This is a genomic window from Caballeronia sp. LP006 (genome assembly GCF_031450995.1).
GTDB lineage: Bacteria > Pseudomonadota > Gammaproteobacteria > Burkholderiales > Burkholderiaceae > Caballeronia.
In genome coordinates, this window is the sequence record NZ_JARTVW010000005.1 from 311,988 (window position 1) to 337,262 (window position 25,275).

Here is a 25,275-nt window from a genome sequence, read left to right on the forward strand (position 1 = left end):
TTTCAATATCACATCGACGCCGTGCTGCTCATTGCATGATCGGAAAACGCCGCCGCTCGGTGCGCCGCTTTCCGTCCGCTTTCACCAGACTCGCCAACCGGAATGTGCGCGTCGTACTGGCTCGCTTCGTCGCCGCGCGAAAACGGCGCGGGACGCATCGGCCAGTGCAGCAGCTCGGCTGCGATGTAGCGGTAGTCGCGCGCCGCGGCCGTAGCCGGAAACGCTTCCACCGCACACCGAGAGAGCTCCCTCGCCCGAGCGACGCGCGCATCCTCGGACACATACCCTGCCTGCACGAGCGACACGGCCAAATAACGGCTCGCGACACCCGAGAGGTTGTCGAACGCGACCGCTGCATCGGCTGCGTCCTGCACGTGATTCATCAGCACGCGGAACTGGCCGATCGCGTGGGCGTAGTGCAAGCGCTTCATGCACGCATACGCCTCGGTGATCGCCGACGCGGCTACCCGCGTCACTATCAGAAAGTCATGCGCCTGCGCCGCGAGCGACGAGAGCGCGCCATTACGATCGAGTTGCGCATCGATCAGCACGATATCCGCGGGGCCGTCGAGCAGCGCGCGTGCTTGCGCTGCGTCGTGGCTGATACGTTCATCGCGCGGTGCGGCGATCAGCGAAAAACCCATCGGCGTGCGCACCGCGACATCCTGCAGTTCGCGACGGCCGGACATCACCGCCGAGAGCGCGCCCGCGCCATCCACACCCGCCATGCGGCTGACCGAGCCCGCGTTATGCCGCTCGTCGATGACGAGCACATCCTTGCCATGCACGGACAACGCCGCGCCGAGGTTCACTACCGCCGACGTGCAACCGATGCCCGCCGGTCCGCCCACTACAGCCACCACGCGAGAACTGGCGCGCGTCAGCAGCCTTCTCAGGCCTTCAGCCTGATCGAGCACGAACTTATCCAAAATGGACTCCATGCAGTTCGGTCGTGGCGCGTGCGGACAGTGCGGACAGAAGCGCCGGCACATCGTCGTCTTGCGGCACGAAAGGCGAGCCATCGCGCGGAATGCAGAACGCGCTCTTGATGAGGAAACGCTTGGTTGCGACGTACAAGTTCTCCGGCACCTTCTGACCGGTCGATACGTAATGCACCGGCAGCTTGTAGCGGATGACCGTATCGAGCACGCTGCCGAGGTTGGTCGCCTCGTCGAGCTTGGTCAGAATGCAGCCCGCGAGCGGCGGCTGGTCCGGCGCACTCTTGTAGGCCTGCACGACTTCGTTGAGCGTGTCGCCGTGGCTCGTGGCGTTCAGCAGCAACAAGCGTTGCACCGGCTGACCCGTGCCGCACAGCATCGCGATCTGGTCGGAGACCGTGCGATCGCGCTGGCTCATGCCGATCGTGTCGATCAGCACGATATGTTTGTTGCGCAGTTCGGAGAGCGCGAGTTGCAGGTCGGCGCCGTCCTTTACCGCATGCACCGAGACGCCGAGAATCTTGCCGAAGATGCGCAGTTGTTCATGCGCGCCGATCCGGTAGCTGTCCGTCGTCAGGAGCGCGACCTTGCTGGCGCCGAAGCGCATCACACAGCGCGCCGCGAGCTTTGCCGTGGTCGTCGTCTTGCCGACGCCCGTCGGGCCCATCAGCGCGAACACGCCGCCGCGTTCCATCAACGCGTCTTCGCTCGGCATCACCGGCAGATTCGATTCCAGAACTTGCTGCACCCATTCGAGCGCGTTTTCCACGTTCTCCATCGACGGCATGTTGTCGATCACCATGCGCACGAGTTGCGCGGAGAAACCGGCGGCGAAGAGGCGCTTGGTCAAGGCCGAGTTGGTCGGGTTGCGGCGCTGGCGGTCGCCCCACAGCAAACCCGAGAAGTGCTCTTCCATCATCTCGCGCATCGACGAGAGTTCGTTCATCACCGTTTCGTTGACGACTTGCTCCATGCGCGTGCGGATGGCTTCGGTCACGACGGCTGCGGCATTGGCCGGCAAGCCTTCGAAATTGCCCGATGCGGCCGGCGCTTCGTCGGCGGGTTGCGGTGCTGCGTTGATCTTCTGTGCGGCGCGGCGTGCGGCGACTTGCGCGGCTTCACGCGCCCAGTCGGGCGTTTCGATCTTTGCGTGCGCTTGCGCGGCGGGTGCGGCAGGCGCGGCGGCAACCGGCTGCGCGGCGGCTTGTGCACGCGGCGCTTGCTGGCGCGGTGCGTCGGCTGCCTTGACCGATACCGGCACGCCCATGCCGCGTGCAATTGCGGCGGACGGCGTCAGCGGCCGGTTCGACGGCACCGAAGCCTGTTGCGCGATACGGCGCGCATGTTCGATCAACCACGGATTGGAATCGGCCATCGTGCGCGGTGCTTCCATGCGCTCTTCGTCGGCTTGCTCGTCGAAATCGTCGGCGTCGGCGGTGTTGCCGAAGACGGAGGAGAAAACATCGCCGCTGGCGTAGGGGTTCATCGGAGAGCTGGGAGCGGCGGCCTGCTGCTTCATCGCGGCGGCTGCGGCTTGTGCAAGCGCGGCGCGCGGCGTGTCGCTGGCGAACGGCGCGGCGGCTGCTTGTTCGCGTGCGGCCTTCGCGGGCGAGATCGAAGCGAGATCGCTATCCGCGACACCGACGATTTCCACCGATCCATCGTCGAGCGTGCGGTTGGACAACACCACGGCATCGGGTCCGAGCGCTTCACGGACCTGGCGCAGAGCGTCACGACTGTTCGCGCCGATGAATTTACGAATGTTCAAACTGGCCCCCGATGAGGATAGATGCAGCGATATTTGCGAGGCGAGCACCCTTTGGTTATTTCCGTGCCCGCTTTTCAGTGAAGCCATTATTGCGAAGATCACTTCGGGCCTATCGCTGGATAAAGGGTGTGAAAGAGGGGTATTTCGACTGATGGAAACAACCCGGCCGTGCGGATTGCGTCGCGCGTCATGCGGGAAAAAATGCCGGTCTGGCACGATCGACGCGACGGGACGAGAGATGTCGCTTGGCGGTTTGTCCGGCTGTGAGGCGCGCGGCGGCAGGCGCGTTGCGCGCCAAGGCGGCCGGACTGCATCAGCCAGAGTCCCATCCAGCGGCGTAAGCTACGGTCTGCGGCTCGAAACCCGGGCTCACCGATGCTCACTGACAAAGGAGACTTGTTCGCATGGCATCCGCTTCTCATGGCCAGACCACCGGCGCGCGTCTAATTGTCGATGCGCTCGTTCATCACGGTGTCGAACGCGTGTTCTGCGTGCCGGGCGAGAGCTTTCTCGCCGTCCTGGATTCGCTGCACGACGAAACCAGCCAGATACAGACGATCGTCTGCCGCCACGAAGCCGGCGCGGCGAACATGGCCGAGGCGGTCGGTAAGCTGACGGGGCGTCCGGGCGTGGCTATCGTCACGCGCGGGCCGGGCGCGACGCACGCGTCCATCGGCGTGCACACCGCTTTCCAGGACTCGACGCCGATGATCCTGCTGATCGGCCAATGCGCGCGGGATCACATGGATCGCGAGGCGTTTCAGGAAATCGACTATCGGCGCATGTTCGGGCAAATGGCGAAGTGGGTCGCGCAAATCGACGATCCGCGCCGCGTGCCGGAATATTTAAGCCACGCGTTCCATGTCGCGACGGCGGGACGTCCCGGCCCGGTCGTGCTGGCGTTACCCGAAGACATGCTGACCGAAGCGTGCGACGCGGCGCCGCCCGTGCCGCGCTATCAGCGCGTCGCGGCGGCGCCGTCGCAGGCGCAGATCGAGCGCGTGCGCGAACTGCTCGCCAATGCGAAGACGCCGTTCGTGATCGCGGGCGGCAGCGGCTGGACCGCCGAGGCGACGCAGGACTTCGCGCGCTTCATCGAGCGCTGGCAGTTGCCGGCGGGATGCGCGTTCCGCTATCAGGACACGCTGCATAACGAGCATCCGAATTACGCGGGCGATGTCGGGCTCGGCATCAATCCGGCGCTGGCCGCGAGCGTGCGCGAAGCGGACGTGCTCTTCGTTCTCGGCCCGCGCATGGGTGAATCGACGACGGGCGGCTACACGCTGCTCGACATCCCGAAGACGAAGCAGACGCTGATACACGTGCATCAGGGCGCGGAGGAACTGGGCCGCGTGTATAGCGCCGATCTGCCGATCGTCTCCGGCATGCCCGAGATTGCGTCGATGCTCGCCGCGCTCGAAGCGCCCGCGCAGATCGCGTGGTCGGGCAGCGCCGAGACGGCGCACGCCGCGTATCTCGAGTGGCGCAAGCCGCGCCCCATGCTCGGCGATGTCCAGCTCGGCGAGATCATGCGCACGCTTTCGGAGCGCCTGCCCGAAGACGCGATTCTCACCAACGGCGCGGGCAATTACGCGACCTGGCTGCATCGGCATTATTCGTATCGGCACTTCCGCTCGCAAGTTGCGCCGACGAGCGGTGCGATGGGTTACGGCGTGCCTGCGGCCATCGCGGCGAAGTCGCTGTATCCGCAGCGCACGGTGATCGCGTTCGCGGGCGATGGCTGCTTCATGATGTCGAGCCACGAACTCGCCACGGCGATGCAGTACCAGCTGCCGGTGATTTTCGTGGTCGTGAACAACGGGCAGTTCGGCACGATCCGCATGCATCAGGAGCGGCACTATCCGCATCGGGTCCATGGCACGGGGCTGACGAACCCCGACTTCGCGGCTTATGCGCGCGCGTTCGGGGCGCACGGCGAGCGGGTCGAATCGACGGAGCAGTTCATGCCGGCGTTCGAGCGCGCTGTGAGTTCCGGATTGCCCGCGGTGATCGAGATTCGGATTCCGGCGGATCAGAGCACGCCGGGCGCGACGCTCGAACAGATTCGGGAGCAGGGGAAGCGCTGAGGGCTAGCTTTCGATTGACTTGCGATGTCCTTCCGGTGGAAGTAGAGTGTTCGGACTTCAAACCACCGGGAGTCGACGATGTTCAAGGTACTGGCTTTGTCATTGGCAATGGGTTTTTCCGGCGCCGCGTTCGCGAAGGCGGACTGCACGGCGCATCCCAAGAGCGAGTGGATCAAGGAGTCGGACGCCAAGGCGCAACTCGAAGCGCAAGGCTACAAGATCCGCAAGTTCAAGATCGATGGCAACTGCTATGAAATCTACGGGCACGACAAGAATGGCAAGAAGGTCGAGATCTACTACGACACCAAGACGCTGGCTGTCGTGAAATCGGAAGTCGAATAAGCGCGCTTCGTCATGTCTGCCAAGGCCGGCCCTCGCGTGAAGGTCTGGGATCTTTGGGTCCGGCTCACACACTGGATTGTGGCGGGCGTCGTTTCATGGAATCTTTTTGGGCCAACAAACCCGACACATCGAGTGCTTGGCTATATCGCGGCGGGGTTGGTGCTGGCGCGTATCGTGTGGGGTTTCGTCGGTTCGCGGCATGCGCGCTTTGCCGCCTGGTGGCCGGGCGCCGCGCAGCTTCGTGCCTATCTCCGTTCGCTTGCAGCGGGCAAGCCCCTACATCATGTCTCGCATAATCCATTGGGCGCGTTGATGGCCGTTGCGTTGTGGTTCCTGGTACTGGCGCTCGCGGTATCCGGCTGGATCATGCGGCTCGATGCCTTCTGGGGCGAAGACTGGCCACAAGAGATCCACACATGGCTGTCTTATCTGATCGAAATATGCGTGTGCGTGCATGTCGTCGCGGCGGTGTCGATGAGCTTGTGGACACGAGAGAATTTAATCGGCGGGATGGTGACGGGACTCAAGCGCGTTAAACAGCACGATGAAAGCGATCGAGCAACTGATGCCTAAGCGCGTCAGATTCAGCTAATCGGCAAATGACTGATAGATCGCTTGAGATTTAGGCAGCAACAAAGCGGTGACGTCGGCGCACGAGCCGATTCTTTTAAGCATTAAACACTATCAGCAGCCTGCATTCGCTTTGGATAATTGAGTTAATCGCCCATTCGGCGAGCCACCTCAGTTTGAAGAAGGAGCGAACTAATCGATGTCTCACGCAGCGAAGCAACTGACGAAGATCGGCGTCTTCTACGATGGGAATTACTTTGATCTGGTGAGCAAGTACTACATGCACCAGCATCCGAAAAAAGCATGGCTTTCGATTCACGGTTTGCATGAATACATTCGCCACAGAGTAGCGCTTGTCGAGACAGTGGACGCGCGCGATTGTCAGGTGATCGACGCGCATTACTTCCGAGGCCGATTCTCAGCGCGCAAGAGCGCGGACAAAGGCCACGACATTCTGTTCAACGAGCGCGTACTCGACGACATCCTGATGCGGGAGAACGTCACGGCGCATTACTTCCCAATGAGCTTCGCTGGCAAGGAAAAGGGCATCGATGTCTGGCTGGCTCTTGAAGCGTTCGAGCTTTCCATTTACAAGCAGTTCAATGTGGTCGTCCTTATTGCAGGCGACAGTGATTACATACCGCTCGCGCGTAAGCTCAAGACGCTTGGTATTCGAGTGATGGTTGTTTGCTGGTCTTACTCATTCGAGACTACGACTGGAGAACAAAAGGGCGCAAATCCGAGCCAGATGTTGCTCAACGAGGTGAGTTATCCATTGATGATGTCCGAGGTCATCGACCGGATGGATGACGCGCGAGGAGACGAGCGGGCCGTTTTGAGCGGGTTGTTTCAGATCAGACGCGACAGGCCTCCGTCCTCTGGGGCAGCGGAGGATGTCTGGAAGATGGGCGTCATTGCAAGTCTGAAAGATCACTTCGGCTTCATCAAACCGGCGAGCGGTTCGAACACAAGCATCTACTTCCGATACGCCGTTCTGACGGATGCCGACCCGGATGGACTCGAAGAAGGCATGGAAGTGAGTTACCAGGCTAATGAAACGCCGAGAGGCTTGCAGGCTGTGAAAGTTCGTACTGGCTAAATTGCCGTTGGATCACAAATAAGAACGGCCCGGTCGCATACGACCGGGCCATCCAAAACAGCCACTAAACCTTACTTCCCACCCACGCTCTGCAGCGTCGTCCACTTCCCGCCAACGACCTTATACAGCGTGATACCGCCGTTTTTCAGATCGCCCTTCGAGTCGTACGCCAGATGCTTCGTGGTCACGCCTTGCATGTCGGTTTTGGCAAGCAGCGGCAGATACTTTGCCGGGTCCGTCGAGTTGGCCGCCTTCATTGCGTTGAACATGGCCATTGCGCCGTCGTAGGCGTACGGCGAGTACGTCTCTACGTCTTCGTTGAAGCGCTTCTTGTACTTCGCCGTGTAGTCCGCGCCGCCAGGCATTTGGTCCATCGGCAGGCCGGCGAGCGATGCCACCGTGCCATCGGCCGCGTCGCCCGCGATCTTAATGAACGTGTCGGTCTTGACCATCTCGCCCGCCATCAGCGGTGCACGAAAGCCAAGCGTCTTCATTTGCTTGGCCATCGGCGCGGCTTGCGAATCCGCGCCGCCGTAGTACACGAGGTCAGGATTCGACGACTTGATCTTGGTCAGAATCGCCTTGAAGTCGACAGCCTTGTCGTTCGTGAATTCGCGCACGACGATGTTGCCGCCCGACGCTTTCGCTGCCTTCTCGAACTGGTCGGCGAGACCCTGGCCGTAAGCCGTGCGGTCATCGACGATGGCGATCTTCTTCACTTTCAGCGTCTTCACCGCGAACTCGCCCGCGACCGAGCCTTGCTGCGTGTCGGACGTCATCATGCGGAAGGCCGTCTTGAAGCCTTGCGTGGTGTACTCCGGCGCGGTTGCCATCGCGATTTCGGGGATGCCGGCGTTCGCATAAATGCGCGATGCCGGAATGGTCGTGCCCGAGTTGAAGTGGCCGAGCATGCCCTTGATGCCGTCGTCGACGAGCTTCTGCGCGACGGTCGTGCCCGTGCGCGGGTCGGCCTGATCGTCCGCCGAATCGAGCACGATGCGAACCGGCTTGCCGCCGATCACCGGCTTCGTGGCGTTGAAGTCCTCGACCGCGAGCGTGATGCCGTTCTGGAAATCCTTGCCGTAGTGCGCCTGCGCACCGGTCATCGGCCCGGCGAAGCCGACCTTCACATCTTCTGCTGTTTGCGCGAACGCAGTCCCCGCGAGCGACAGGCCGGCGAGCGTCAGGGCGGCTGCCAGCTTGTTCATCGTGTGCTTCATAGCTTCTCCTAGTACCAGTGTGAATGGCAGCTCGTCGCCGGGATCGCCGTGCCTGCTGCCGTTTGTTTGAATCGAGCGCGAGAGGATACTTCTCAACCGATCGTCATCAAATTCGCATTGCCGCCCGCCGCCGCCGTGTTCACGCTCACCGAGCGTTCCGTCAGCAGACGTTCGAGCGCATAGTCTTCGCCGTCATGATCAGCATCGGCGAATGTTCCCGCCGCCACGCCCTGCACCGATACGATCGGTCCCGGGCGCTTCGCGACTTCCTTCACGAGCGACAACAGTTCGTCGCTGTCGCCTTCGAACAGCACGGCATCGAACTCCGCCGCCGCGTCTTTCCTGACCGCGGCATACGGCTTGAGCGATGCCGGCAGCGACGCCGCCAACTGCTCGCCCGCCGAACCGGCGAACAGCGCCTTGTTGCCCGTTGCCAGCACGGCGGCAAACTGCGCCCGCGCGCCGCTCGGGGTTGCCGCCACGCACAGCACCGTGCCGCGCGCGCCGAGCGTGTACGTGTTGCGCTCGCCGGTCGGACCGGACAGCACGGCCGTCGCGCCCGCGAGCACGTGCTGCAGATAACCGTCGCAACGCGCCGCGGTCTGCGGATCGCGTTCGCCGATGGACCAGTCGCGCAGCGCCGTGAGAGCGGCGGTCGGGGCATCGGCGGATGCCGCCTTGTCCACCACGAGCGCGCTTGCCAGCGACTTCGGCAATCCAGTGGGACGCTTGGCCAGCAAGCGCTGCAAGTACAACGCGCCGCCCGCCTTCGGACCCGTGCCCGACAAACCTTCCCCGCCGAACGGCTGCACGCCGACCACCGCGCCGATCACATTGCGGTTCACGTAGATGTTGCCCACGTGCGCGCGCGAGATCACATGCGCGATGGTTTCGTCGATCCGCGTATGGATGCCGAGCGTCAGTCCATAACCGGTCGACCGAATTTGGTCGAGGAGTTTATCAAGAGACGAACGGCGGTAACGCACCACATGAAGCACCGGGCCGAAGACCTCGCGCTTGAGTTCGTCGATGCCGTCGAGTTCGATCAGCGTCGGCGGCACGAATGTGCCTTGCGCGCAACCGTCCGGCAGCGGCAGTTGCACGACCTTGCGGCCCTTCTCGCGCATCTGCGCAACGTGCGCGTCGATGCCGCGCTTCGCGTCGGCATCGATCACGGGACCGACATCCGCCGACAGCCGGTCAGGATTGCCCACCGCGAGTTGCTTCATCGCGCCGGTCAGCATTTCGAGCGTGCGATCCGCGACATCGTCTTGCAGACAAAGAACGCGTAGCGCCGAGCAGCGTTGACCCGCCGAGTCGAACGACGACTGCATGACGTCCGCGACGACCTGTTCCGCAAGCGCCGAGGAATCGACGATCATCGCGTTCTGGCCGCCGGTTTCGGCGATGAGCGGAATCGGGCGGCCGTCCGGATCGAGCCGTTCGGACAGCGTCTTGTTGATGAGGCGCGCGACTTCGGTCGAGCCGGTGAACATCACGGCGCGCGTGCGCGGGTCGGCGACGAGCGCCGCGCCCACGGTTTCACCGTTGCCCGGCAACAGTTGCACGGCGCCCGGCGGCACGCCCGCTTCCCGCAGAATGCGCACGGCTTGCGCGGCGATCAGCGGCGTTTGCTCGGCTGGCTTCGCGAGCACCGGATTGCCAGCCGCGAGCGCCGCCGCGACCTGACCCATGAAAATCGCGAGCGGGAAGTTCCACGGGCTGATGCAGACCACCGGTCCGAGCGGACGATGCGTGTCGTTCGAAAATTCCTCGCGAATCTGCGCGGAGTAATAGCGCAGGAAGTCGATAGCCTCGCGAATCTCCGATACCGCGTTCGCCAGCGACTTGCCGGCTTCGCGCACGACGAGGCCCATCAGCGTGTGCATCTGCGCTTCGAGCAAGTCGGCAGCGCGCGTGAGGCAGTCGGCGCGGTCATCGACGGGCGTCGCTTGCCAGATCGGCGCGGCGGCCACGGCGTTGGCGATCGCGGCGCCAACTTGTTCCTTCGACGCTTCCACCACCGTGCCGACGAGATCGCGCAGATCGGCGGGATTGCGAATGTCGCGTGCGACGCCGTTGTGCGGATCGTCGCCTTCGAGCATCGGCTCGGCGCGCCACTGATGATTCGCGCTCGCGAGCAACGCCGACGACAGCGACGCCAGGCGATGCTCGTTCGACAAGTCCAGACCCATCGAATTGGGCCGCTCGTCGCCGTACAACTGACGCGGCAGCGGAATCTTCGCGTGCGGCGCGCCAAGCGGCACGATCTTCTGCGCTTCGTCGATCGGGTCTTCGACGAGATCCTTCACGGGGATGGATTCATCGGCAATACGGTTCACGAACGACGTGTTCGCGCCGTTTTCGAGCAGACGCCGCACGAGATACGCGAGCAGCGTTTCGTGCGTGCCGACCGGCGCATATACGCGGCATGGCCGGTTCAGCTTGTCGCGGCCCGTGACTTCTTCATAGAGCGGTTCACCCATGCCGTGCAGGCACTGAAACTCGTACTGGCCGGGATAGTAATTCTGTCCCGCGAGGTGATAGATAGCCGACAGCGTGAACGCGTTGTGCGTCGCGAACTGCGGATAGACGGCATCCGGCGCGCCCAGCAGTTTTTTCGCGCAAGCAAGATACGAGATGTCCGTATAAATCTTGCGCGTATAAACCGGATAGCCTTCGAGTCCGTCCACTTGCGCGCGCTTGATTTCGGTATCCCAATACGCGCCCTTCACGAGACGAATCATCAGCCGATGCCGGCTGCGACGCGCCAGGTCGATCAGGTAATCGATCACGAACGGGCAGCGTTTCTGATAACCCTGCACCACGAAGCCGATGCCGTTCCAGCCCGCGAGCGCCGGGTCGAAGCACAGCGCTTCGAGCAGATCGAGCGAGATTTCGAGGCGATCCGCTTCTTCCGCGTCGATGTTCAGGCCAATGTCGTAACGACGCGCGAGCAGCGCCAGCGCGCGCACGCGCGGCAGCAGTTCGCTCATGGTGCGTTCCTGCTGCGAACGCGAATAACGCGGATGCAGCGCCGAGAGCTTGATCGAGATGCCCGGGCCTTCGTAGATGCCGCGCCCGCCCGCCGCCTTGCCGATAGCGTGAATCGCCTGCTCGTAGGACGCGTAGTAACGCTGCGCGTCTTCCTCGGTGGTCGCGGCTTCGCCCAGCATGTCGTAGGAATAGCGGAAACCGCGCGCCTCGAACTTGCGGCTGTTCGCGAGCGCTTCGGAGATGGTCTCGCCGGTGACGAACTGCTCGCCCATGAGGCGCATCGCCATGTCCACACCCTTGCGGATCAGCGGCTCGCCGCCTTTGCCGATCATGCGCGTCAACGCCGACGACAAACCGGCCTCGCTATTCGTCGTGACGAGCTTGCCGGTGATCATCAAGCCCCACGTCGCCGCATTCACGAACAGCGACGGCGCCTGGCCCATGTGCGAACGCCAGTCGCCCTTGCTGATCTTGTCGCGGATGAGCGCGTCGCGGGTCGCGCGGTCGGGAATGCGCAGCAGCGCTTCGGCGAGACACATCAGCGCAACGCCTTCCTGACTCGACAGCGAGAACTCGTGGATCAACCCTTCCACGCCGCCGCCCGTGCTCTTCGCGCGCAAGGCTTCGACGAGTCTGGTCGCGAGCTTTTCGGTATCGGCGGAAACGCTGGCCGGCAAGCGCGCTTGTCCGATCAGGAACGGCACGCATTCGGGTTCCGGGCGACGATACGCCGCCGTGATCGCCGCGCGCAACACCGACTGCGGTTGCACGTTCTGCGCGAAATCGAGGAAAGGTTGCGGCGCGCTGTCGTCATCGCCCTCGACGGCTACGGTCTCGCCGGGTTCGCCCGAGCCGTTCGTGCCCGAGAGTTCCGGCGGAAGCTGACCATGCTCGATACGCTCCAGATAGGCAAAGATCGCCTGCTTGATGAGCCAGTGAGGAGTGCGCTCGAGCCGGGTCGCGGCATCTCTGAGCCGTGAACGCAGCAGATCGTCGACTTTGACGCCAAGGGTTGTGCTCGCCATGATTCCTTCGTTTGCCGGACGTGCTCACCCGGCCGTAGACCTAAAAGTTGGCGAATCGTACTCCGCTGAAATAAAAGGTGCAACCGACAATTTCGAGAGGGTTGCACCATGTTGGAACCCTTGTGGGACAAGGCTTTGCGCGATGCGACGCCGAACGGACATTGGCGGAAATCACCTAGTAGTTTCCCTAGGCTTTTTTATTTTGGGACATGCCCTAAGTAATTGCCCGAGTGCAGCCGATATAAACGCCATGCGCGCCGTCGGCGCCACATTCCGCGGAGGACCACCGCGGGGCTCTCGGAGAATAACGAGCATGAGCACTTGGATGGTGATAGCCAGCGTTTGGGTGATGTTCGCAGTGTGCGTCGTCTTGTTTGTGCGAGGCGCATCGCCGCATGTAGGCCGTTCGGACGATCTGCACGACGACCTCGAATCCGCATCTGGAAGCGCCACGCGCGCCGAGTATTAGACGTCCAGCGGATCCACTTCCACGTTCCAGCGCAGTACGCCCTTCAGCGCGCGCAACGCCGGTTGCCACGCGCGCAGGGCGGATTGAAGCGCAGCCCGCGAGCTGCTTTCGAGCAGCAATTGCGCGCGGTGCACGTTGAACACTTTCACGATGGTCAGCGGCACGGCATCGTAGACCGTCACGCGGTCCGCGCCCGGCAAGGGCGCGAAGGCGGCCGCCGCCTGCCCGAGAAACGCCAGCGCCGCTTCGAGCGTGCGGCCTTCCGCGCGCAGCATGGCCTGATAGACGAATGGCGGCAGACGCGCATCGCGACGTTCCACGAGCGTCGCGTTGGCGAATCCCACGTAATCCTGCCGCGATAACGCCTGATACAGCGCGTGACGCGGATATCGCGTCTGAATCATCACTTCGCCGGGAAGTCCGGCGCGACCCGCGCGGCCGCTCACCTGCGTCAGTTGCGCGAAAAGCCGTTCGCTTGCGCGAAAGTCGTGAGAAAAAAGCGCGGTGTCGGCGTTCAGGACACCCACGAGCGTCACACGGCGGAAGTCGTGGCCCTTCGCGATCATCTGTGTGCCGACGAGAATATCGACCTCGCCCGCATGGACATCCGAGAAAAGCGCCTGCGCGCTGCCCTTGCGCCGCGTGCTGTCCGCGTCGATGCGCAACACCCGTGCGCCGGGAACCACGCTCGCGAGTGTTTCCTCCACGCGTTGCGTGCCGCGTCCCATCGGCGCGATATCGATGTTGCCGCATTCCGGGCATGCCTTTGGAATGCGCGATTCCCAGCCGCAATGGTGACAGCGCAACGCGCGCTCGGGCTTGTGAAGCACGGCGTAGGCGCTGCATCGCGGACAGCCCGCGACCCAGCCGCAGGCGTCGCACGACAGAATCGGCGCATAGCCGCGCCGATTCAGGAACACGAGACTCTGCTCGCCGCGGTCCAGGCGCGCCTTCAGCGCTGCGATGAGCGGGCCCGACAAGCCTTCCACGGACGCGCGCCCGCGCTGCCTTTCCTCTTCGAGATCGATGAGCCGCACGCTTGGCAACGCCGCATCGGCGACGGCGCGGCGCTTGAGCGTCAGGCGCGTGTAGCGGCCCTGCTCCGCCTGCCACCAGGTTTCGAGCGATGGCGTCGCCGACCCGAGCACGACGGGGATACCAAGCTGCTTCGCCCGATAGATGGCCAGATCGCGCGCGGAATAACGCAACCCTTCTTGCTGCTTGTAAGCCGGGTCGTGCTCTTCATCGACGACGATCATCGCCAGTTTTGGCTGCGACGCGAGGATCGCGAGGCGCGTGCCAAGCACGATGCGCGCGCTTCCCGTGTGTGCCGCGAGCCAGTTGCGGGCGCGTTCGCCCTCGGCAAGACCGCTGTGCATCGTGACGATGGAACCGGGCGCAAGCATCGAAAAACGATTGCGGAACGCCGCCTCGAACTGCGGTGTCAGGTTGATTTCGGGCACGAGCACGAGCGCCTGCGCATCCGCTTGTCTGGCGAGCAGCGCGGCAAGCGCGTGCAGATAAACCTCGGTCTTGCCGCTGCCCGTCACGCCGTGCAGCAGAAATGGCGCGAAGCCTTGCGCGCTCGCGATGGCATCGACGGCTTCGCGTTGCTCGTCGGTCAGGCGCGGCGGCGCTTCGGTCGCCGCGAGCATCGGCGCGTGATCCGCCGGCGATGCGTCTTCAACGCTTTCGATCCAGCCGCGCGTCAGCCATTCGTCGAAAGTCGCGCTTGCTTTGGGATGTACGGCGCGCGCTTCGGACAAACCCAGCGTCTCGCTCGATCCCAGCGCTTCCGCCAGCCGCCGCAACGCGCTCGCCCGCGCGGGCAAGGCATCCGGAAGTTCGGCTCGTCCGGCTGCCAGCATCCGGTAACGCGGCTCGACCGCAAATAGGCGGTTCCAGCGCGATGCGTCGCGTAGAGCTTGCGGCAAAGCGGGCAGCGCAACTTCGCCGAGCCCGCGTTGATAGTATTCCGCCGCGAACGTCGCGAGCCCGATCCATTCGGCGGAAAGCGGCGCGCAGGCATCGCAGATGGCGCTTACGTGGCGCAGTTTGTCGGCGGGGACGTCGGTTGAGGTCGCGATTTCGCAGATGAGGCCAACGACATCGCGCCGCCCGAACGGCACCTGCACCAACGAGCCGACCACAGGCTCGACGTCGAGTTGATAGACGTAATCGAACAGCACGGACATCGGCTGATCGATAGCGACGCGCACATAGAGGCCGCTCATGCCACGCGACGCCTTTCGGCAAGCCACGGCGGGCTTTCCGACAATGACATCAGGCTTCGCGCGACGAACTTAAAGTAAAACATCAGAATCGCTGGTAAACCGAAGATTATTTTTAGATTTCCGATGCTTTCCACAGGCCTGTGGATAACTTTGTTGAGAAGTGCGTTACGGGCTGCCGCAAACCGTGTTGCCGATCACTTATGTGCGTCGGCCCACATTTCGGGCAGACCACAACAAACATTAATGCAAACAAGCACTTACGCAACAAATAGCGACATTTAATTGATCGCGGAAGGCGATATGTCTGATGGCGCGCCGCAACGTACAAAATGTGTATAACTGCTGTCTTGACATCTTTCGATTCCACCAAGGGCGGGCGTTTCAGACAAATCCGACGATTTCTGAAACGCTGCACCCGACGGTATCGCGCTGCACTGCAACATACCGCTTAGCGTACCAACGCGGCCGCGCGCATCGCCCGGCTGTGCGAATGGACTTCATCGACCAGTTCGGCAACGTGTTCGGGCGGCGTGAACTGCGAAATGCCGTGGCCAAGATTGAAGACGTGCCCCGGATGATTGCCGAAGCTTTCCAGCACGCCACGCGCTTCGGCGCGAATCGCCTCGGGCGGCGCAAACAGCACGCTCGGATCGATATTGCCCTGCAACGCCACGCGAGCGCCCACTTTCTCGCGCGCCGCGCCGAGGTTCACTGTCCAGTCCAGCCCGACAGCATCCACGCCGATTGACGCGATCTGCTCAAGCCACAACCCGCCGCCCTTCGTGAACGTAATAACCGGGACCCGCGCGCCGTCGTGCTCGCGCTTGAGGCCTGCAACGACCTTCGCGATGTAGTCGAGCGAGAAGCGCTGATACGCGCCGTCGGCGAGTGCGCCGCCCCAAGTATCGAAGATCATGACCGCCTGCGCGCCGGCTTCGATCTGGGCGTTGAGATACGCGACAACCGCCTGCGCGTTCACATCGAGAATGCGGTAAATGAGATCGGGCCGCGAATAAGCCATCGATTTCACGGTGCGATGATCGTCCGAGCCGCCGCCTTCCACCATGTAGCACGCAAGCGTCCACGGACTACCCGAGAAGCCGATGAGCGGTACCCGCTGACGGCCTTCCGCGTCGGTGAGCGCGCGGCGAATCTGGCTGACAGCGTCGGTGACATAGCGCAGCGTGGCGTCGATGTCCGGCACGGCCAAGCGCTTTACGTCGTCTTCGGTGCGCACCGTGCGTTCGAAACGCGGACCTTCGCCCTGCACGAAGTTCAGCCCGAGGCCCATTGCGTCGGGAATGGTGAGGATGTCGGAGAAGAGGATCGCCGCGTCGAGCGGATAACGTTCGAGCGGCTGAAGCGTCACTTCGGTGGCGTAATCGGGATTCTTCGCAAGACCGAGGAAACTGCCGGCGCGTGCGCGCGTGGCGTTGTACTCGGGCAGATAGCGCCCGGCCTGACGCATCAGCCAGATTGGCGTGTATTCGGTCGGCTGCCGCAAGAGCGCGCGCAGAAAGGTGTCGTTCAGAAGAGTGTGGGCCACGGCGCTCGATGCTGAATGCGAGGAATCGTCCATTCTACCGGACGATGCGCGCGTCATCGGCGGCTGAGAGTGATGTTCAGACTCACGCGCGCTCGTTATGATCGACGGCGGCAACCAACACGAATAGAACACGGAGAATCGATGAAACGCGCGTTTTTAACGTCCATTAGTGTCGCAATCGCCGTCTTTGCCGGGTCGATGTCCACCACCGCACTTGCTCAAACGGTGCAGGCGGGAAGTGTCGGCACCGTGCCCGCGCCTCCGCCGCCCGTCGCGCCGCCCACACGGCTCGACGACATCCTCGGGCGCCACACGCTGCGCGTCTGCACGACCGGCGACTACAAGCCGTACACGTTCCTGCGGACGGACGGACAGTTCGAAGGCATCGATATCGACCTGGCGGAAAGCCTCGCGAAGTCGCTTGGCGCCAAGGCGGAATACGTGAAGACTTCGTGGTCGAACCTGATGAACGATTTCATCGACAAGTGCGATATCGCGGTCGGCGGCGTATCGACGACACTCGACCGGCAGAAGCGCGCCTTCTTCACCGCGCCATATATGGAGGACGGCAAAACGCCAATTGTCCGCTGCGATGACGTGGACAACTACCAGACCGTCGAACAGATCGATCAGCCGAACGTGCGCACGATCGTGAATCCCGGCGGCACGAACGAGCGCTTTGCCAAGCAATTCTTCCCGCATTCGCAGTTGATCGAGTACCCGGACAACGTCACGATCTTCAAGCAGATTCTGGACGGCAAGGCAGATGTCATGGTCACGGATGCCTCGGAAACGCTGCTTCAGCAGAAGCTCAATCCAGGCCTATGCACCGTGCATCCGGACAAACCGTTCCAGTTCGGCGAAAAGGCGTATCTGTTGCCGCGCGGCGATGTCGTCTGGCAGCAGTATGTCGACCAGTGGTTGCACCTCGCGCGCGGTTCGGGCGAGTTTCAGGCTGTAGTGGACAAGTGGCTCAAATGAACGATCAGCGCGCGGCGCGCAACCACTCGCCCGCGCGCTCGCCGATTCGACGCAGCCAGGCAAGCGCGGCTTCGGATCGCGGATGCATGCGGGCGAAGCCGTGCGTCATTTCCGCAGCGTCGATCAATTCGACGCGGCCGCCGTTGGTTTCGAGGAAGCGCTTGAGTTCGTGGGCATCGTCGTAAAGCGGGTCGTAGGCTGCCGCGACGATCAACGCGGGCGCAGGCGTCCGCTCGAACGGCTCGGCGAGCGGAAAGGCGCGCACATCATGGGCGTCGGGCATCACGCCGGACAGGAACTGAGTCCAGTACCACTTCATCTCGTCGTTGGTGAGGCCGGGGCCGTTCGCGTTTGCAAGACAGCTCGCGCTCTCGAATTGCCGCCGCATCACCGGATACAGCAGAAGCTGGAGACTGACGAGACCGGCCACGCGCTCGTTCGCGCCGCGCGCCGCGACCACCGAGAGATGCGCACCCGCGCTATCGCCACCGACAGCCAGCCGGTCCGTCGCGAAGCCAAGCCGCGAACGATGTTCGGCGAGCCAAATCAGCGCGTCGAGGGCATCGTCGCAAGGCGCGGGAAATGGATGCTCCGGCGCCAGCCGATAATCGACGCTCGCGACTGCGCACTGCGAATCGCGCGCGAGGCGGGCGACCAGCGCATCATGCGTCTCGATATCGCCGACCACCCAGCCACCGCCGTGAAAGTAGACGATTAGCGGCAGCGGACCGTTCGCCGACTTCGGCTTATAGATGCGCGTGGCAAGCGTGCGCCCGGCAAGCGGAATTTCGATGTCCTCGACGAAAATGGTTTCGTCCGGGGCCGGGGCGTAGGCTTTCGCCACTTCGCTGAAGCGCTCGCGCACTGCCTTCGCGTCGGCATCGGGACCGAGCGGCGGAAAAGCTTCGGCGACGGTGGCGTAGTAGCGAAGCAGAGCGGCGTCAATGGTCATACGAGTCTCCAAGTGCGTCTTTTACGGGAAGTTTTGGCGGTTCAGGCCGAATGAGTATCGATTTCATACGTGCGCCCGTTCGATTTTCCCGGAAAATGCCGATTAACGCAGCGGCCCATATAACCGGAAAAACTCCGGGAGTTTTAGCGGATCGAATAAATCAGCTTAATAACTGACAATATCTGCACGGCTTTGTACGCATCCGCGACCGAAAATTTAACGAGAGCCTTATGGGACGGGGGTTACAACCTGAAACACTTTGTTACGGCGGGTCAGAATCAATTCGCCCACAATCTGTTCAAACGGTTTCAACACGGATGTGTCCGGGCGCGCGGTTGCAAATGCGGCGTTTTCCGGTGGTCGCCTTGGGCGAATCTCTGAAAGGGACATCAGTGTTGGGATCGTTCTTCGATTTGACGTTGAATCGAATCCCACCTTTGGTCTCCTCGCGCTAACCCCGTAGCGTGTGGTTTTTAGCGGGCTCCAGGCCCGCTTTTTTTTCGCCTGCACAAACGTTTGCGCTAGTTGCGAGTTTCGCCGCCGAACGTTTCGTGCCATGACAGGAAGGGAGCGCGTAATAGCGCTCCCTTCGTCGTTTCAATTACGCCGTTTTGGCTTCTGCAAGCTTCAGGTCGTCGATCATCTGCGCGCGCATCACAAACTTCTGGACCTTGCCTGTCACCGTCATCGGCAATTCGTCGACGAACCGGATGTAACGCGGAATCTTGTAGTGCGCGATTTGTCCTTGGCAAAAGTCGCGGATCTCGTCGGCGCTGGCGATCTCGCCCGGACGCAGCACGACCCAGGCGCACACCTCTTCGCCATACTTTTCATCCGGGACGCCGAACACCTGCACCGACTGCACCTTCGGATGGCGGAACAAGAATTCCTCGATCTCGCGCGGATAGACGTTTTCGCCTCCGCGAATCAGCATGTCCTTCAGGCGTCCGACGATGTTGCAGTACCCTTCGGCGTCGAGCGTCGCGAGGTCGCCGGTATGCATCCAGCCATCGACGATCGCCTCGCGCGTCTTTGCGTCGTCGCCCCAATAGCCTTTCATCACCGAATAGCCGCGCGTGCACAGTTCGCCCGTCTGGCCGACCGGCACGATTTCGCCGAGCGGGCCGATGATCTTCACCTCCAGATGCGGCTGAACGCGCCCGACAGTGGTCGTGCGTTTGTCGAGCGGGTCGGTGGTCGAGCTTTGAAACGAAACCGGACTTGTCTCCGTCATGCCGTAAGCGATGGTGATCTCGTCCAAATGCATGGTGGAGACCACACGCTTCATCGTTTCGATGGGGCACGGCGAGCCCGCCATGATGCCCGTGCGCAGCCGGCTCAAGTCGTAATTCGCGAACTCGGGATGATCGAGTTCGGCGATAAACATCGTCGGCACGCCGTGTAGCGCCGTGCAACGCTCCTCGTGCACGGCGGCGAGCGTCGCGGCGGGGTCGAATGCCTCGCCGGGGAAGACCATCGCGCAGCCGGTCGATACGCAAGCCAGCACCGCGAGCACCATGCCGAAGCAGTGGTAAAGCGGCACGGGAATGCACAGCGAGTCGTTCTCGGTGAGGCGCATGGCCATCGCGATATAGCGCGCGTTGTTCACCACGTTCCGATGCGTAAGCGTCGCGCCCTTCGGATTGCCCGTCGTGCCGCTCGTGAACTGCACGTTGATCGCTTCGTCGGCGGCGAGTTTGGCTTCGAGCGCATTGAGCTTCGCAGTATCGACGAGCGCGCGGCCTTCTTCCATCAACGCGTCGAAGTTGAGCATGCCGGGCGTCTTGCCTTCGCCCATTCGGATGATGGCGCGCAGGTCCGGCAGCTTCGCCGCATTTAGCGCGTTCGGTTGCGCATGGGCGAGCTCCGGCGCGAGCGTCTGCAACATCTCCAGATATTTCGACGATTTGAACTGCTCCGCCGCGACGATCGCCTTGCAGCCGACCTTGTTCAGTGCGTATTCCAGTTCGGCAAGCCGATAAGCCGGATTGATATTCACCAGCACCGCGCCGATGCGCGCCGTCGCAAATTGCGTCAGCAGCCATTCCGCGCGATTCGGCGACCAGATGCCGACGCGGTCGCCTGCTTCGATGCCAAGCGCAAGCAAGCCGCTCGCAAGCACGTCGATCTCGTCGGCGAACTCACGCCAGGTCCAGCGGATGTTCTGCTCACGAAACACGACAGCGGGACGCCCGGGAAAGCGGCGCGCGGTATCGAGAAGAAAGCGCGAAACGGTGGCGTCGCTCAAGGGCGTGTCGGTCGCGCCGCGGACGTAGGAAAGACCGTCACGCGGTTCGACTTGCGCGCTGGCCTGCGTCGGTTGAGTTGCCATCGAAGGGTCTCCGCTATCGACCGTGCAAGATATGCAGCCTCAAGGACGTAGGCTGTTTGGAAGGCTATTTTGCACGGTGGCAAGCGGCGCTGGCATCAAGTGTTACCCGCAATCGGGGTGCACAACGGTCATGCAGATTTGCCGGTAAGCAACCCGGACTCGCCATAAAAAAAGCAGCCCGGAGGCTGCTTTCTTCGAATCGCTACAAGCGTGCTGGCTTAGTGCTTCGAGCCAAGCTTGCGCAAACGCTGAATGGCGGCGAGCTGTGCCGTCGCGTACGCGAGTTCCGCTTGCGCGGTCGCGTATTCAAGGTTCGAGCCCGTGTTCTGCAACGCTTCTTCCGCGCGCTTCTTTGCTTGCTCGGCCTTCGCTTCGTCCAGATCGGCGCCGCGAATGGCGGTATCGGCAAGAACGGTCACGACGCCCGGCTGAATCTCGAGGATTCCGCCTGCGACGAAAACGAACTCTTCCGAACCGTCTTCCGCTTCGATGCGCACCGCGCCCGGACGAATGCGCGTGATGAGCGGCGTGTGGCCCGGCAAAATGCCGAGTTCACCTGCTTCGCCCGGCAGCGCGACGAACTTCGCCTGGCCCGAGAAGATCTGCTCTTCCGCGCTGACGACGTCTACTTTGATGGTTGCCATATCGACTCCTGAGCGTATTACGAAGGCGCGGAGTTTTGAGATCCGCGCCCGCTTCGTCTACACCCGACCGTTACTGAATCTTCTTGGCCTTTTCGAAGGCTTCGTCGATCGTGCCGACCATGTAGAACGCCTGCTCCGGCAGATGATCGCACTCACCTTCGACGATCATCTTGAAGCCGCGAATGGTTTCCTTCAGCGGCACGTACTTGCCCGGCGAGCCCGTGAACACTTCAGCAACGTGGAACGGCTGCGACAGGAAACGCTGGATCTTACGAGCGCGCGCCACGGCGAGCTTGTCTTCCGGCGCGAGTTCGTCCATGCCCAGAATCGCAATAATGTCGCGCAATTCCTTGTAACGCTGCAGCGTTTGCTGCACGCCGCGCGTGATCGAGTAGTGCTCTTCGCCGATCACGTTCGGGTCGATCTGACGCGAGGTCGAATCGAGCGGGTCCACTGCCGGATAGATACCCAGCGATGCAATGTCACGCGACAACACGACCGTTGCGTCCAAGTGGCCGAAAGTCGTAGCCGGCGACGGGTCGGTCAAGTCATCCGCAGGGACGTACACGGCCTGAACGGACGTGATCGAACCAGTCTTGGTCGACGTGATGCGCTCTTGCAGCTTGCCCATTTCTTCAGCCAGCGTCGGCTGATAGCCCACTGCCGACGGCATACGGCCGAGCAGTGCCGACACTTCCGTGCCCGCCAGCGTGAAACGGTAGATGTTGTCGACGAAGAACAGCACGTCGAGACCTTCGTCACGGAAGTGCTCGGCCATCGTGAGGCCGGTCAGCGCCACGCGCAGACGGTTGCCCGGCGGCTCGTTCATCTGGCCGTACACCAGCGCGACCTTGTCGAGAACGTTCGAGTCCTTCATTTCGTGATAGAAGTCGTTCCCTTCGCGGGTACGCTCACCCACACCGGCGAACACGGAATAACCGCCGTGTTCCTTCGCGATGTTGTTGATGAGTTCCATCATGTTCACGGTCTTGCCCACGCCAGCGCCGCCGAACAGGCCAACCTTGCCGCCCTTGGCAAACGGGCAGATCAGGTCGATAACCTTGATGCCCGTTTCGAGCAGTTCGGTCGAAGGCGACAGCTCGTCGAACTTCGGCGCGAGCTGGTGAATCGAACGCGTGGCGGTCGATTCGATAGGACCGGCTTCGTCGATCGGACGGCCGAGCACGTCCATGATGCGGCCAAGCGTCGGCTTGCCGACCGGCACGCTGATGGGGTTGCCCGTGTTCTTCACGATCGTGCCGCGGCGCAAGCCGTCGGATGCACCCAGACAGATGGTGCGGACCACGCCGTCGCCCAACTGCTGCTGGACTTCCAGCGTCAGCTCGGTGCCTTCCAGAATGAGCGCGTCGTAAATCTTCGGCATGTGCGAGCGCGGAAATTCCACGTCGATAACGGCGCCGATGCACTGTACGATCTTGCCTTCTACCAAAGCAGTAGTACTCATCGCATTTCCTTTAGATACTGTGTTCTTTCACGCGGTCATCAAGATCAGACCGCAGCGGCGCCGCCGACGATTTCCGACAATTCTTTCGTAATCGCGGCCTGGCGGCTCTTGTTGTAGACGAGCTGCAGTTCGTTGATCACGGTCTTCGCGTTATCCGACGCGGCCTTCATTGCGACCATGCGCGCCGATTGTTCCGACGCCATGTTTTCCGCCACCGCCTGATAAACCAGCGCCTCGACGTAGCGCACGAGCAATTCGTCCACCACGGTTTGAGCGTCCGGCTCGTAGATGTAGTCCCACGAGGTCTTCGGCGTGTCGTTCGCAATCGCGGCTTCGTCTGCCTTCTGCTGCAGATCTTCGGCCGTCAACGGCAGCAATTGCTCGATCACCGCTTCCTGCTTCATCGTATTGACGAAGCGCGTGTACCCCAGGTACACCGCGTTGATCTTGCCTTCCGAATACAAGTCGAGCTGCACCTTCACCGCGCCGATCAGCTTTTCCAGATGCGGCGTGTCGCCCAGATGCGTGACTTGCGACACGACCTTGGCGCGCAACCGGTTCAGGAAGCCGAGACCCTTGGCGCCGATAGCCGACGCTTCGATGGACACGCCGGTCTGCTCCAGCTCCTTGATGCGCTGCAACGACGCACGCAGCACGTTCGTGTTCATGCCGCCGCACAAACCCTTGTCGGTCGTGACGAGGATCAGGCCGGCCGTCTTCGCGCCTTCGTTCTTCACCATGAACGGGTGACGGTACTCAGGGTTCGCCGCGCTCATGTGCGCCGCGATTGCACGGACCTTGTCGGCATACGGACGGGCGGAACGCATGCGCTCCTGGGCGCGGCGCATCTTCGATGCGGCGACCATTTCCATCGCTTTCGTGATCTTGCGCGTGTTCTGCACGCTCTTGATCTTGCCGCGAATTTCCTTCATTCCAGCCATTGCTTACTCCTTGATCGAAGCCGCGCGGTGTTCATCGGTCGATGCACCGCGCGTTGCTCCTCAGTCCCGATCAATAAGCGCCCGACTTCTTGAAGTCCTTCAGCGCGGTATGCAGTGCGCCGTCGTCGTCCTTCGACAAGTCTTTATTGTCTTCGATGCGCTTAACCAGATCGGCATGGCTCGTCTTCAGGTATTCGCGCAGGCCCTTTTCGAACGGCAGCACTTGCGCAACTTCCAGATCGTCGAGGTAGCCGTTGTTAGCCGCGAACAGCGCCACAGCGAGTTCCCACACTTGAAGCGGCTGATACTGCGGCTGCTTCAGCAGTTCCGTCACGCGGCGACCGCGCTCCAACTGCTTGCGGGTGGCTTCGTCCAGGTCCGACGCGAACTGCGCGAACGCAGCCAGTTCACGATACTGCGCCAAGTCGGTACGAATACCGCCCGACAGCTTCTTGATGACCTTGGTCTGAGCCGCACCACCGACGCGCGACACCGAAACGCCCGCGTTGATGGCAGGACGGATACCGGCGTTGAACAAGTCGGTTTCCAGGAAGATCTGGCCGTCGGTAATCGAGATCACGTTCGTCGGAACAAACGCGGTCACGTCGCCGGCTTGCGTTTCAATGACGGGCAGTGCCGTCAGCGAACCGCTCTTGCCCTTCACTTCGCCGTTGGTGAACTTCTCGACGTAGTCTTCCGAAACACGAGCCGCACGCTCGAGCAGACGCGAGTGCAGATAGAACACGTCACCCGGATACGCTTCACGACCCGGCGGACGGCGCAGCAACAGCGAAATCTGGCGATACGCCCATGCTTGCTTGGTCAAATCGTCATATACGATCAGCGCGTCCTGGCCGCGATCACGGAAGTATTCGCCCATCGTGCAACCGGCGTACGGCGCGAGGTATTGCATCGCGGCCGATTCCGAAGCCGAAGCCGCCACGACGATGGTGTAAGCCATTGCGCCGGTTTCTTCGAGCTTGCGCACCACGTTCATGATCGACGAAGCCTTCTGGCCGATCGCGACATAGATACAGAAAAGGTCCTTGCCCTTCTGATTGATGATCGCGTCGACAGCCACCGCGGTCTTGCCGCACTGACGGTCGCCGATGATCAGCTCGCGCTGACCACGGCCGATAGGCACCATCGAGTCGATGGACTTCAGACCCGTTTGCACCGGCTGCGACACCGACTTACGCCAGATCACGCCCGGAGCAATCTTTTCGATTGCGTCGGTCATCTTCGCGTTGACCGGACCCTTGCCGTCGATGGGGTTACCCAGCGCGTCGACCACGCGGCCGATCAGTTCCGGACCGACCGGCACTTCGAGAATGCGGCCCGTCGTCTTGACGATGTCGCCTTCCGAGATGTGCTCGTACTGGCCGAGAATAACGGCGCCGACGGAGTCGCGTTCGAGGTTCAGCGCGAGGCCGAAGGTGTTGCCCGGAAACTCGAGCATTTCACCCTGCATCACGTCCGACAGGCCGTGAATACGCACGATACCGTCGGTCACGGAGATCACGGTGCCCTGGTTGCGAACATCCGCGCTCGCTTCAAGGCCCTGGATCCGGCTCTTGATCAGCTCGCTGATCTCAGAGGGATTGAGTTGCATTATTCGCTCCTGATAGTCAATTCTGTTGCGTGCCAGCGATTCGCTTCTAACGA

General features: G+C 62.2%; 17 protein-coding genes. 5 read left to right on the forward strand and 12 right to left on the reverse strand.

The window, feature by feature from the left end; translation table 11 throughout:
- Window positions 1–8: 8 nt before the first annotated feature.
- Both P9250_RS18150 and flhF read right to left on the reverse strand, forming a co-directional pair.
- Complete coding sequence (locus P9250_RS18150) at window positions 9–929, reverse strand: MinD/ParA family protein (RefSeq protein ID WP_244828138.1); 921 nt, start codon at window positions 927–929, stop codon at window positions 9–11.
- A complete protein-coding gene (gene flhF / locus P9250_RS18155) occupies window positions 922–2,706 on the reverse strand; it encodes a flagellar biosynthesis protein FlhF (RefSeq protein WP_310394439.1) in 1,785 nt (594 codons plus the stop codon). The genes P9250_RS18150 and flhF overlap by 8 nt, the downstream gene beginning before the upstream one ends.
- 404 nt (window positions 2,707–3,110) lie before the next feature.
- Between flhF and P9250_RS18160 the strand changes: the two genes are divergently transcribed.
- From P9250_RS18160 to P9250_RS18175, 4 genes are all read left to right on the forward strand, one after another.
- Complete coding sequence (locus P9250_RS18160) at window positions 3,111–4,793, forward strand: thiamine pyrophosphate-binding protein (RefSeq protein WP_310394441.1); 1,683 nt, start codon at window positions 3,111–3,113, stop codon at window positions 4,791–4,793.
- Between the two features lie 78 nt (window positions 4,794–4,871).
- On the forward strand, window positions 4,872–5,135 hold the full coding sequence (locus tag P9250_RS18165) for a PepSY domain-containing protein (protein WP_250466166.1): 264 nt from the start codon (window positions 4,872–4,874) through the stop codon (window positions 5,133–5,135).
- A 12-nt stretch (window positions 5,136–5,147) separates the two neighbouring features.
- Complete coding sequence (locus tag P9250_RS18170; protein ID WP_250466168.1) at window positions 5,148–5,708, forward strand: cytochrome b/b6 domain-containing protein; 561 nt, start codon at window positions 5,148–5,150, stop codon at window positions 5,706–5,708.
- 196 nt (window positions 5,709–5,904) lie between these two features.
- Window positions 5,905–6,804, forward strand: a complete 900-nt coding sequence (locus P9250_RS18175) for an NYN domain-containing protein (RefSeq protein ID WP_250466170.1) — start codon at window positions 5,905–5,907, stop codon at window positions 6,802–6,804.
- Between the two features lie 71 nt (window positions 6,805–6,875).
- Here the strand turns inward: P9250_RS18175 and P9250_RS18180 are convergent, their stop codons facing one another.
- The 4 genes from P9250_RS18180 to hemE form a co-directional block, all read right to left on the reverse strand.
- Window positions 6,876–8,024 carry a branched-chain amino acid ABC transporter substrate-binding protein gene (locus P9250_RS18180; protein WP_244826596.1) on the reverse strand — a complete coding sequence of 383 codons (1,149 nt, stop codon included), beginning with the start codon at window positions 8,022–8,024 and terminating at the stop codon, window positions 6,876–6,878.
- A 92-nt stretch (window positions 8,025–8,116) separates the two neighbouring features.
- On the reverse strand, window positions 8,117–12,046 hold the full coding sequence (gene putA / locus P9250_RS18185; protein ID WP_244826597.1) for a trifunctional transcriptional regulator/proline dehydrogenase/L-glutamate gamma-semialdehyde dehydrogenase: 3,930 nt from the start codon (window positions 12,044–12,046) through the stop codon (window positions 8,117–8,119).
- Between the two features lie 465 nt (window positions 12,047–12,511).
- Window positions 12,512–14,749 (reverse strand): primosomal protein N', encoded by a 2,238-nt coding sequence (locus P9250_RS18190; RefSeq protein ID WP_310394445.1) that lies wholly within the window; start codon window positions 14,747–14,749, stop codon window positions 12,512–12,514.
- Window positions 14,750–15,197: 448 nt separating this feature from the next.
- Window positions 15,198–16,295, reverse strand: a complete 1,098-nt coding sequence (gene hemE, locus P9250_RS18195) for a uroporphyrinogen decarboxylase (RefSeq protein ID WP_310394448.1) — start codon at window positions 16,293–16,295, stop codon at window positions 15,198–15,200.
- 141 nt (window positions 16,296–16,436) lie between these two features.
- On the opposite strand from hemE, the gene P9250_RS18200 reads away from it, so the two are divergent.
- A complete protein-coding gene (locus P9250_RS18200) occupies window positions 16,437–17,276 on the forward strand; it encodes a transporter substrate-binding domain-containing protein (RefSeq protein ID WP_244826600.1) in 840 nt (279 codons plus the stop codon).
- A gap of 4 nt (window positions 17,277–17,280) precedes the next feature.
- On the opposite strand, the gene P9250_RS18205 is transcribed toward P9250_RS18200, so the two are convergent.
- The 6 genes from P9250_RS18205 to atpA form a co-directional block, all read right to left on the reverse strand.
- Entirely contained in the window at window positions 17,281–18,228 is a 948-nt protein-coding gene (locus tag P9250_RS18205; protein ID WP_310394451.1) for an alpha/beta hydrolase, read from the reverse strand.
- A 601-nt stretch (window positions 18,229–18,829) separates the two neighbouring features.
- Window positions 18,830–20,560 (reverse strand): AMP-binding protein, encoded by a 1,731-nt coding sequence (locus P9250_RS18210; RefSeq protein ID WP_310394453.1) that lies wholly within the window; start codon window positions 20,558–20,560, stop codon window positions 18,830–18,832.
- A gap of 218 nt (window positions 20,561–20,778) precedes the next feature.
- Complete coding sequence (locus tag P9250_RS18215) at window positions 20,779–21,204, reverse strand: F0F1 ATP synthase subunit epsilon (protein WP_244826603.1); 426 nt, start codon at window positions 21,202–21,204, stop codon at window positions 20,779–20,781.
- A gap of 70 nt (window positions 21,205–21,274) precedes the next feature.
- The gene (gene atpD, locus P9250_RS18220) at window positions 21,275–22,669 is read right to left on the reverse strand and encodes a F0F1 ATP synthase subunit beta (RefSeq protein WP_244826604.1); all 1,395 of its coding nucleotides are present in this window, start codon (window positions 22,667–22,669) and stop codon (window positions 21,275–21,277) included.
- 44 nt (window positions 22,670–22,713) lie between these two features.
- Complete coding sequence (gene atpG, locus P9250_RS18225) at window positions 22,714–23,610, reverse strand: F0F1 ATP synthase subunit gamma (protein WP_244826605.1); 897 nt, start codon at window positions 23,608–23,610, stop codon at window positions 22,714–22,716.
- 70 nt (window positions 23,611–23,680) lie between these two features.
- The gene (atpA, locus tag P9250_RS18230; RefSeq protein ID WP_244826606.1) at window positions 23,681–25,222 is read right to left on the reverse strand and encodes a F0F1 ATP synthase subunit alpha; all 1,542 of its coding nucleotides are present in this window, start codon (window positions 25,220–25,222) and stop codon (window positions 23,681–23,683) included.
- Between the last annotated feature and the right edge of the window lie 53 nt (window positions 25,223–25,275).